Here is a 10498-nt window from a genome sequence, read left to right as displayed (position 1 = left end):
GCGAAGAGCGGCCAGATATCGACAATACGTATATGACGGTTTGCCAAATGCTTACCGGACAAGGAGGCTGGCCACTCACTATCATCATGACTCCGGGCAAAGAGCCTTTCTTTGCAGGCACATACATCCCAAAAGATGCCCGACTCAATCGAATTGGATTGCGGCAGTTGATTCCGGGTGTTAAAGGGATGTGGAAGAATGAACCCAAACGAGTTGAAAAAGCTACGGCTAAAATCAGGGAAGGATTTACCAAGTCGCAAGAATTTGAAAGCGGCAAATTTCCCGGAACAGAAGCTATTGATTTTGCAGCCGAGCAATTAGCCCAGCGGTATGATGGGCAACATGGCGGTTTTGGTTCAGCTCCTAAATTCCCCAGTCCCCACAACCTGATGTTCATGCTCCGCCAATGGAAATTGACAGGTGAAGATCGCTTCCTCGAGATGGTCACCACAACCTTAGAGCAGATGCGTTTGGGTGGAATTTGGGATCACATCGGACATGGATTTCATCGCTATTCCACTGATCAGGAATGGCTGCTTCCTCACTTTGAGAAAATGCTCTATGACCAAGCTTTGCTGATGATGGCTTATACGGAGTGCTGGCAAGCCACACAAAATTCTCTTTTCAAACAAACCGTGTATGAAATTGCAGAATATATAGAACGGGATATGCTTCACCCCGAAGGTGGACTTTATTCCGCACAGGATGCTGACAGTGAAGGTGAAGAAGGAAAATTCTATGTGTGGGAAAAAGACGAAATTGAGTCTCTCTTAAGTGATGATGCCTCCTCCTTTAACACGTTGTACAACATCTCCCAAGAAGGCAACTTTGAGGATGAAGCTTCCGGACAACGGACGGGCAAAAACATCCCACACCTGAGTTCTCCTTTAAATAGTGAGCAGGCTACATGGTTTGATGGCGCCCGAACTACTCTTTTTAGCAAAAGAGAAAAACGAGTTCACCCCCTGCTGGATGATAAGATCCTGACCGACTGGAACGGACTTATGATTGCTGCATTCGCTAAAGCTGGTTTTGCATTCAATGATAATCACTTTACCAATTTAGCTGAGCAATCTTTTTCTTTTGTTGAAGAAAACTTAGTCCGGGATGATCAGCTTCTACACCGTTATAATGACGGAGAAGCAGCAATTGATGCCATGGCTGATGACTACGCCTTTCTGATTTGGGCGCTCATTGAGCTTTATCAATCGACCTTCAATCCTGAATATTTAGAGAAAGCCATCTCTTGGAATGAACAGTTTATATCCTCTTTTTGGGATCAGGAGAAAGGCGGTTTCTATTTCAGTATTGCAGATGATGATCAGGTATATGGTCGGCAGAAACAGATTTTTGATGGGGCGATGCCTTCCTCCAATTCTGTGGCCCTGATGAATTTGATTCGGCTAAGCAGACTTACCGGAGAAACTGAACTTGAAAACTATGCTGACCAAGTTGGGAAGGCCTTTTCAGCAGACTTAATTCGATCGGGAGCCAGTATTTGCCATAGCATGCAGTCTGTTCAGTTTCTTAATTCGGAATCTAAAGAGTTATCATTATTAGCAGAGCCTGAAGAGTTGCCCGAGACCATTCGCGATACCTTTTCTCCGTTTAGTGTAATGCATATCATAACAAAAAAGAACAGCAAAGCACTCAGTGAAATTGCACCTTACACTTCTACCCAAAAGAAAATTAATGGCAATCCTACCCTATACATCTGCACTGATTTTATGTGCAAGGAACCACTTTCCGGGCTTAAATTAATAAAGAAAGCCTTGGGTTAATGACTAGTTTTTCCTTTTATTAGGACATAATTTCTATAGGGTGTCAATCCACTTTGGAACCGCCTGCGTATTTAATCACATCAGACATTTATGTTATTTTTCATTCTATCAGCAATTGGGAAAGTCCTTACAAAGGACGAAGAAAGAGACAGGGACATCATGGCCCGTATTCAAGCTCGTGATGCCTCCGCCCTCTCCGAATTATATGATAATTACAACAGATTACTGTTCGGCCTGATTCTCTCCATCCTCAAAAAAAGAGAGGAAGCAGAGGATACCTTACAGGAAGTGTTTACACAAATCTGGGAAAAAGCAGAACAGTTTGATTTGGAACGAGGAACGGTTTATACCTGGATAGTTTCACTAACCCGGAATAAATCGATAGATCGATTGCGATCCAAAGTTTATAAAGAGCAGAAGAAGCAATCTACCAGCTTGGATAATGAAGATGTTTTTTATCCGCTGTACTCTGACGAGACAGACCCGCTGGAGCAAACAATATTAACAGATCGCGCCAAAATAGTACGCGATGCGTTGGACAAAATCTCTGACAAGCAGAGAAAGGTATTACAAGTCGCATATTTCAATGGGATGACACAAAGTGAAATCTCAGAAGAATATGACATCCCTCTCGGAACTGTTAAAACAAGGATGCGAGATGGCATGATGAAATTAAGAGAGCTTTTAGCAAAGGACATAGAATTATGAGCACCGATAACAAAACATTTACAGAGCTTTGCACAGGACACGTACTCAATGCGTTGAGTAAAAGTGAAGAAGAGAAATTCCAGAAGCTGTTAGCTAACGCTTCTGAAGAACAATTGGCTATATTTCAGGATTTAAAAGCAGTTTCAGCTGAATTTGCTACGCTTGCTCCGGCTGAGAAACCTTCTTTGGCGGTTAAAGAGAAAATCATGAAAATGGCCACCAATGTTTCCAAGCAAAAACAGAATGCGCCTGTTCGCCAGATGAGCTGGTACCGAATGGCTGTAGCGGCTTCTTTTATATTTATATTTACGTCGTTGGGTCTGTTATTCTATTCTCAGTCTTTACAGGACGAGATGCTTTCTCAATCACGAAAAATTGCAGATCAGCAAGTTACTATTGAAGTTTTAGAGACGGAAGTTCAACGAAAAAACGAACTCCTTACTATCCTTGAAGCCCGCGATGTTGATTTAGTAATGATGGATGGTATGGCAGAGATGAGTCCAAATGGTTATGGTAAAGTAGTTTGGGATAAACAGGGAGGTCGAGCCTTACTGCAGGTAGCCGGAATCCCAACTGTTCCCACCGATAAAGATTATCAGCTGTGGTTTATTGTAAACGGCCAGCCTATCAGTGCCGGGGTGTTTGCAGTAGAAGATCAGCGACGGGATAACTTCTTCAAGATTGAGCAACTTCAAAGTGATGCTGATGAAGGTGCTTTTGCTATCACCATGGAGCCTAAAGGTGGAATGCCTCAGCCAACTGGAGATATGTATTTACTCGGTAACATGTAAAACATGCTTTCCACTTATAGAAACTATTAAGACCTCTTCGGAGGTCTTTTTTTTTTCCTACTCTTCTTAATTCGCCAATTAGCCGGTAATTGTCCTCTCTTTTCGCCTGCAATACCTAATTGATATTTCAGATTCATATCACTCCCCTTCAATCTCTATATGAACTTTTTTATCCAAATAAACTTTCAATTAATACTGAAACAATCTGCATAAAGAAATATTACGTAGATCTAATCAAGAGAAACGAGCTTTTGACAGAGCTCTTAAAACTAAAATAAAATATTATTCATATGAAGACGATTAAACAGCTACTAACAGTGACAACGCTGTCTTTGTTTGTAATGATTGGTTTTCCAAACCAGGCATCAGCACAGACAGTTTTTGAAGCACAATTAAGTGGAAGTAATGAGGCAACTCCAATTACTTCTATGGCAAATGGATCAGTTACCGCCACTCTAACAGGCGACCAATTGGTTGTTGAAGGAACATTTGACAACCTAAGCAGTGCTATTGCAACTGAAATTGCTGGTGGAGCACACATTCATACCGGAATGGCAGGATCCAACGGTGGTGTGCTTTTTCCACTAACCATTACAGCAGATAGTGATAACCAGGGTGGAACATTTGAGGGATCAAATAATACATTTACTCTAAGCTCTGGACAGATAAACACCTTGACTGCTCGCGGAATGTACGTAAATATCCATACCGCTAATTATCAGGGTGGAGAATTGAGAGGACAACTTCAGCCTGAAGCTGATGCTTACTATCGCTCAAACTTATCAGGAGCTTTTGAAGTACCAGCTGCTAAAACAATGGCCAGTGGTTCCTTGGTATTTGAAGTTGTAGGTGATTCCTTATTTGCTTCAGGATCTTTTTCGGGTCTGGAAAGTGATTTCGATGCTTCTATAGCCGGTGGTTCTCACCTTCATATTGCACCTGCAGGCTCTAACGGCCCGGTAGCCATTTTACTAAATGCAGATGTAGCCGATGACAGCCGATCAGCTGTATATCATGCATCTGAAAACCGTTTTGAGCTAACCTCAGAGCAGAAAACAGCACTAATGAATCGAAACTTCTACACCAATATTCACACCATGAATTTCGGTGGCGGAGAATTGAGAGGACAAGTAGTTCCAGCAGCTTCGACAACCTTTTTTGCTCAACTTTCAGGTAGTGCAGAAATTCCTTCTGTAAACACCGGTGGCTTAGGAGCTGTTGTACTGGAAGTACATGAAGATACTTTGATTGTATCAGGATCATTTGCAGGATTAGAAACTGCTTTTAATGCCGATATTGGTTCACATTTACATGTGGGTCACTCCGGGCAGAATGGCGGCGTTGCTATTTCACTTACGGCCGATCTAAATACAGAACTTATGGCAGGCACTTACTCTGCAGAAAGTAACACCTATACTTTGACAACAGAGCAGAAAGAAGCCTTATTTGCTCGTAATATGTACGTTAATGTGCATAGCATTGGCAATCCGTCCGGAGAAATACGCGGACAAGTTATGGGTGATGCTGCTGCTTACTTTCATACCAATCTTTCAGGATTACATGAAGTGCAACCGATTGTAAGTTCTGCTTTTGGTGCAACTACTATAGAGTACAAAAGCAACGGTACTATTATGGTAAATGGTGGTTTTGAAGGGTTGAGTAGTTCTGCTATCGAGATTGCAGGTACTGCAGGCCATTTACACGCCGGAGCTGTTAATGAGAATGGCGGAGTCGCTTTCGGATTAGATATCGCACTTGGCGAAAATGACACTTCTGGAACTATCGCAAGCAGTGCAAACATGTTCAGCCTTTCTACAGAGCAACAAACCATCCTGTTCGATGAAGGCATGTATGTAAACGTGCACTCCGAGAATTTCAATGCCGGAGAACTTAGAGGTCAGGTGCTTTTCTCTACCAACTTTGCACCAGCTGCACCTGTACTAACAGGACCTGCTGATGATGCAACGCTATCACTGGAAGGTGCTTCTACAACTGCTTTTGAAGCAACCTGGGATGCCGCAAGTGATACTAACGGAAATGAACTTGCTTACATCTGGCAAGCATCTACCGATGCTGAATTCAGCAATATTGTTGTAAATGCGAATGTTGGAGCATCCACTTCTTTTGAAACTACATTTGGTGTACTAGATACTCTGTTAACCGACCTTGGTGTTGACCTTGGAGCTACCGCGACCATTTATCACAGAGTTATTGCTACCGATGGTAGTGATGAAACGGCCAGTGAGCCAAGAACGGCTAATCTGGAACGTGGCATGGTTACTTCAAATGAAGAAGGAATTTCGGATTCTCCTGATGAATTTACATTAGGCCAAAATTACCCGAATCCGTTTAACCCAACTACCAACATCAGCTTTACTCTTGCTGAATCTGGTCAGGCTTCTTTGACCGTTTATAATATGCTTGGACAGGAAGTTGCTGTAGTTGCCAACAAAAGATTCAATGCAGGTGAACATTCTGTTAACTTTGATGCCAGCGCTCTTGCTTCCGGGATATACATTTACCGATTGCAATCCGGCAGTCAAACACTTACTAAGCAGATGACGCTTATCAAGTAAACGTTTTGAAGGTTTTATCCCTCGAATAAAAAAAGGCGCTGTTCTTAATTGAACAGCGCCTTTTCTATTTTTTTTAAGTAAAACTTACTCCATCATCATATTAAAAATGAATTCCTGAAGGCTTATTAGCTGAACACCCGCTGGCACTTCAACCATGGCTTTAGCAATACTTGATCGGTTTACGTTTCGAACTTCCATTACCTTTGTTCGCTCTTCTCCTTCAACAGATTCTATCATCATTGGAAAGTTTTTACCTTTAAAGAATACATCCTGAGACATTCCATTTAATTCTTTATCCATGCTTTTTGGCATCCCTTTCCAAGGCTCTGCAAGCATTCCCCAGTTGATATCAATACCCGGTGTTAACCAAACAGAAATATGCTTATTAGGATTTTCAGCATCCTTAACGATCATCTCAGTTGTTTCATATCCGTTTATCGTTTTCTGGCGATCAGTAAATACATATTCAACCTCAGGTCCCTCGGAGTCAGATTCTGACTCTCCTGCCCAGCTAAACATCATTTCAACCATTGATTCGATTCCGGCTTTGGTTGCCTGAAGGGCTTTATCGCTTTCCGTCATGATGACAAAGTCTTTCATATCATTACGAATAAGCAATCCTCCTGAGCTTATTCCCCCCATCAGTTCCATATTCTCTTCACCTTTTATCATGATGCGGTCTTTGGTCGCAAACAAGTTGAGTTCGCTGACTTCCGGCTGACCGTTATCATAACTAAATAAATTCATGGTGACCTGTCCCTCAAACTGAGCGTAAGCAGCTGAAGAACTTAAAGCGATGAGCAGAGCAAAAGTAAATGCAAAAAGACGTCTTGTTTTCATAATAGATTTGTTTGATTTGTTAGACGGTAACTTAAACGCCTGAGGTAGTGAGTTGTTTCGTGAAAATATATCAGGCCGGAATTAAATCATCCATCCCAACACTTACTTTTTTAATCCAGCCGCCGGCCAATACGTCATCACCTTCATAACAAACAATAGCTTGTCCGGGAGTGATGGCTTCCCTCCCTGCCGGAAAGTGAACTTTCATCTGATCTTCGGAAAGTTGAGTCACTTCCCCAATGGCTCCTTCGTCGTTGTACCGAATAGCACCGGTAATTTCCATATTGTCTTCCGGGATCTTGTCGTATTTGATGAGATTCAGTTCACCGGCAATCAGCGTAGAGCTTACAAGATCTTTTTTCTCCCCAATGGTGATGGTATTAGTTACCGGGTCAATATTTGTAACATAAACTGGTGTTCCCATAGCAAGATCTAACCCACGGCGCTGACCAATAGTATAAAAGGGATAGCCTTCATGCTCTCCTACAATATTACCTTCCTGATCCACAAACTTCCCGCCGGAAACTCTTTCTTCAAGGCCGTCAACACGGTCGCGTAAAAAACGTCGGTAATCGTCATCAGGTACGAAACAGATTTCATAAGAATCAGGCTTATTAGCCACGTTTAATAATCCGTGGTCTTCAGCAATCTGCCGAATTTCTGTTTTGGGATAGTTGCCAAGCGGAAAAATAGTACGAGCTAAATGCTTTTGAGCAACTCCCCAAAGTGCGTAAGACTGATCTTTTTTGGGATCGTGTCCACGTGAAATGACATAGCGACCATTTTCTTCGCGGACTTTTGCATAATGCCCGGTCGCAATGAAATCACAGCCTAAGTTATCAGCTCGTTTTAGCAGGGCCGCCCATTTTATGTGAGTATTACAAAGCACACAGGGATTAGGAGTCCTTCCACCTAAATAATCATCCACGAAACGATCAATTACCCAGTCGCCGAACTCTTCCCTTATATCTACGATAAAGTGCTTAAAACCGTGGTTTACGGCGATATGGCGAGCATCGTTCATCGACTCTACCGTACAGCATCCGGTCTCTTTATCAGAATTTCCGCCGCTTCGGTGATAATCCCACGTTTTCATGGTAATGCCGATGACCTCATATCCTTGTTCTTGCAACATCACAGCTGCTACAGATGAGTCTACACCGCCACTCATGGCTACTAATACTTTACCTTTTTTACTCATTGGAAAGGAGTTTTACTGCGTCTTGACTTAAGTGAACCTCAAAGATACGGTTTTTTTTAAAGAAGGACGATTTCCGAATATTGTTAGTTGCTATAGCTTGCATAGAGAAATGACTGTTTGTACTTCTCCTTTCAAAAAGATCCCAAAACAAGTTGAATACTATCTGGAATGACCCTAAAATCAGCAATCATTCATCCCAAAAATAATCTGCCATGAAATTCACCCTAACTCTATTGCTCGTCCTATTCACCGGAATCTCTTTAAAAGCGCAGGAAGCTCAATTTCCTATTGTGAAAGATTTTGGTGGCATCTATGAAATTCCCAATTCGGTAAATCCTGAGGTTTCTGATGAGTATAAGGTGGTTATCGATCTCAAAACCTTGCAACGAGATAAGGCGAGTATTAATCCCGGATTAAACAATGTTGCCCGCATGATGAATCTGCACGGACTTTTGGGAACTGAATCTGAAAACTTATCTGTGGCTGTTGTTATTCATGGCGGAGCTACCGATGTGATTCTTAATAATGAAGCTTATCAGGATCGATACGAACTCGACAATCCAAACCTTGCTTTGATTGATGCATTGAAAGAAGCGGGAGCTGAAGTTTACGTGTGTGGACAATCATTATTGGCAAGGCAATATGCTTTTGGTAGTGTAAATCCGGAAGTTAAAACAGGACTTTCTATGCTGACTACCTACACCACGTATGTGCAGAATGGATACGTGCCTTTGGTTTTTGACTAACAAACTTCGCCGTTGAATGTTGAATGTTCGATATTCAATATTCCTACGTCATGTACAGATAAGGTTTCCACGGCTCCTGTACTCCACCGTTTGAGTCTCGGAAAAAAGTAATAGGAATGGGTCGGTAAGGCTTCGACTTAAGCGGCATATTCGCTTCTCTTGGCGTGCGATTTCCTTTATGCACGTTACACTTATCACAGGCGGTAGTCAGGTTTTCCCAGGTATCTTTACCGCCCCTGCTTTTGGGCATGATGTGATCAATGGTAAGGTCAGATTTCTTACCACAGTATTGGCAGGTAAAATCATCACGCCGCATAATATTTCTTCGTGAAAGAACGATTTTGCTGTAGGGAACGCGGATATAGCTTCTCAATCTGATAACGGATGGAAACTGAAAAGACTTTCGGGTAGTACGTAATTCCTTCTCGGGATCATCATGAAGCAGTTCAGCTTTCTCCAAAAAAATCAGCTTCATGGAGCGCTGTACTGAGCAAATACTCAGTGGCTGATAATCTTGATTTAAAACTAATACGTTAGCGTTCATAGTGCATCCGGTTTAAGTTCTGTTGATGATATTAGCGTTTAATTCATGAAGAATGCAGATTATGAAACAAAAAAAAGGCGTCCTCGCTTTTACGAGCACGCCTTAGTATGAGGTATTTGCCTTTAAATATCAATAGCCAATCATTTCCAGCAGCTGATCCCGAACCTCATCGTTTATAGAAATGGCTAGAACTATAGAAACTGCGAGACCGATCAAAGCATAAGAAAGGTCTTTGAAAGCCATTCTGAATACTTTACCCATTGGCCGGCCTTTCTCTTTTCCGTCCATTATGCTCATCCCGATTTCACGTCCGGCAAGCAGTCCGAGGAACACCCAGGTGGTACTCATTGGCACGGTGCTGATTGTCAGCTTATAAATGAGCAGGATGGCATATACAAAATCAATAATAGTCGCTGAACGAATATCAGTTACTCGTGACTTCTCGGTAACAATTTCCTGAATCTTATCTCCACGAAGGTAGAACAACAAGCCAAGCCCGAAGAAAATAAACAGAGCAAAACCCAAGAACTGACTGAAGTCTAAAGAACGTGGTAAATAAACGGCAATGTTGGCCGCATCCTGCATCACCCAAACGGCCCATAAAGTACCCGATATAATCCACTGAAGAGGCAGCCAAATCTTTTTAGGTTTTCCTTTAAAACTTTTCTCAATGGTGTTGGTTACAAGAAGCCAAACAACTAATCCGGTCACCAAAGCGATGCCGTATCCCTGTAAACTTTTCCCGAGTACAGATGTGATACCTTCAGCTGAAGTGGCAAAACAACTCAATAACAAGAACGTCGTTGATACCGGCATTCTAAGCCGGGTCAGTATCAAGAGAAAGATAGGTGCTGCAACTTGAAGGAAAGAAAATTCGGTTGGTGCTTCAGCAAATCCCTTAGAAGTTAGCCGTTGGTAAGTGACATCCCCATCGTAGATGTACCAACTAGCTGAAACAGTCACAAGAAATATACCTCCGATCCAAAGCCAGAGAAGCCACCATTTCTTATCCATGTTGGAAGCAAGGAAAGTACCGATCGTCTGGATGCTATCATTTGCTATGGCCGAATATCCTGCAAAAATAAATCCGACCCACATAGCCAGTTCAGCATACGGAAAGACCACTCCTGATATGAAGAAGAAAAGGCCTATTAACAGTATAAATATTCGTTCCTGCTTAATGATATGAGTAAAACCCGTGGGTATAAACTGCTCAATCGGGCTTTCATTATTTCCGTTAGGCTGGTTATCGGACATCTAAATATTATTTGTGTGCTGAATTTGCCCAAGGGTACTAATCGTATGTTAAGG

General features: G+C 42.2%; 9 protein-coding genes. 5 read left to right on the top strand and 4 right to left on the bottom strand.

The window, feature by feature from the left end:
• The 4 genes from CL667_14760 to CL667_14745 form a co-directional block, all read left to right on the top strand.
• Window positions 1-1781, top strand: a 1781-nt coding sequence (locus tag CL667_14760) for a thioredoxin domain-containing protein (protein ID MAL18956.1), incomplete at its 5' end; no start/stop codon positions are given.
• Between the two features lie 90 nt (window positions 1782-1871).
• Window positions 1872-2489: a hypothetical protein gene (locus CL667_14755; GenBank protein ID MAL18955.1), complete on the top strand. Its 618-nt coding sequence runs from the start codon at window positions 1872-1874 to the stop codon at window positions 2487-2489.
• Window positions 2486-3280 (top strand): hypothetical protein, encoded by a 795-nt coding sequence (locus CL667_14750; GenBank protein ID MAL18954.1) that lies wholly within the window; start codon window positions 2486-2488, stop codon window positions 3278-3280. The genes CL667_14755 and CL667_14750 overlap by 4 nt, the downstream gene beginning before the upstream one ends.
• A 290-nt stretch (window positions 3281-3570) precedes the next feature.
• Window positions 3571-5856 (top strand): hypothetical protein, encoded by a 2286-nt coding sequence (locus CL667_14745; GenBank protein ID MAL18953.1) that lies wholly within the window; start codon window positions 3571-3573, stop codon window positions 5854-5856.
• Window positions 5857-5940: 84 nt separating this feature from the next.
• Here the strand turns inward: CL667_14745 and CL667_14740 are convergent, their stop codons facing one another.
• A complete protein-coding gene (locus CL667_14740) occupies window positions 5941-6696 on the bottom strand; it encodes a hypothetical protein (protein ID MAL18952.1) in 756 nt (251 codons plus the stop codon).
• A 70-nt stretch (window positions 6697-6766) separates the two neighbouring features.
• Complete coding sequence (locus tag CL667_14735; protein MAL18951.1) at window positions 6767-7897, bottom strand: tRNA 2-thiouridine(34) synthase MnmA; 1131 nt, start codon at window positions 7895-7897, stop codon at window positions 6767-6769.
• A gap of 212 nt (window positions 7898-8109) precedes the next feature.
• On the opposite strand from CL667_14735, the gene CL667_14730 reads away from it, so the two are divergent.
• The gene (locus tag CL667_14730) at window positions 8110-8643 is read left to right on the top strand and encodes a hypothetical protein (GenBank protein MAL18950.1); all 534 of its coding nucleotides are present in this window, start codon (window positions 8110-8112) and stop codon (window positions 8641-8643) included.
• A gap of 43 nt (window positions 8644-8686) precedes the next feature.
• On the opposite strand, the gene CL667_14725 is transcribed toward CL667_14730, so the two are convergent.
• Complete coding sequence (locus tag CL667_14725) at window positions 8687-9187, bottom strand: HNH endonuclease (protein MAL18949.1); 501 nt, start codon at window positions 9185-9187, stop codon at window positions 8687-8689.
• A 129-nt stretch (window positions 9188-9316) separates the two neighbouring features.
• Complete coding sequence (locus tag CL667_14720; protein ID MAL18948.1) at window positions 9317-10444, bottom strand: hypothetical protein; 1128 nt, start codon at window positions 10442-10444, stop codon at window positions 9317-9319.
• Window positions 10445-10498: the final 54 nt, after the last annotated feature.

The organism is Balneola sp., assembly GCA_002694685.1.
Lineage (GTDB): Bacteria > Bacteroidota > Rhodothermia > Balneolales > Balneolaceae > Gracilimonas.
This window is presented reverse-complemented; position numbering and strand designations above follow the sequence as displayed.

Coding starts and splice junctions, on each gene's coding strand:
- CL667_14755 (MAL18955.1), top strand. CDS start 1,872: ATGTTATTTTTCATTCTATCAGCAATTGGGAAAGTCCTTACAAAGGAC.
- CL667_14750 (MAL18954.1), top strand. CDS start 2,486: ATGAGCACCGATAACAAAACATTTACAGAGCTTTGCACAGGACACGTA.
- CL667_14745 (MAL18953.1), top strand. CDS start 3,571: ATGAAGACGATTAAACAGCTACTAACAGTGACAACGCTGTCTTTGTTT.
- CL667_14740 (MAL18952.1), bottom strand. CDS start 6,696: ATGAAAACAAGACGTCTTTTTGCATTTACTTTTGCTCTGCTCATCGCT.
- CL667_14735 (MAL18951.1), bottom strand. CDS start 7,897: ATGAGTAAAAAAGGTAAAGTATTAGTAGCCATGAGTGGCGGTGTAGAC.
- CL667_14730 (MAL18950.1), top strand. CDS start 8,110: ATGAAATTCACCCTAACTCTATTGCTCGTCCTATTCACCGGAATCTCT.
- CL667_14725 (MAL18949.1), bottom strand. CDS start 9,187: ATGAACGCTAACGTATTAGTTTTAAATCAAGATTATCAGCCACTGAGT.
- CL667_14720 (MAL18948.1), bottom strand. CDS start 10,444: ATGTCCGATAACCAGCCTAACGGAAATAATGAAAGCCCGATTGAGCAG.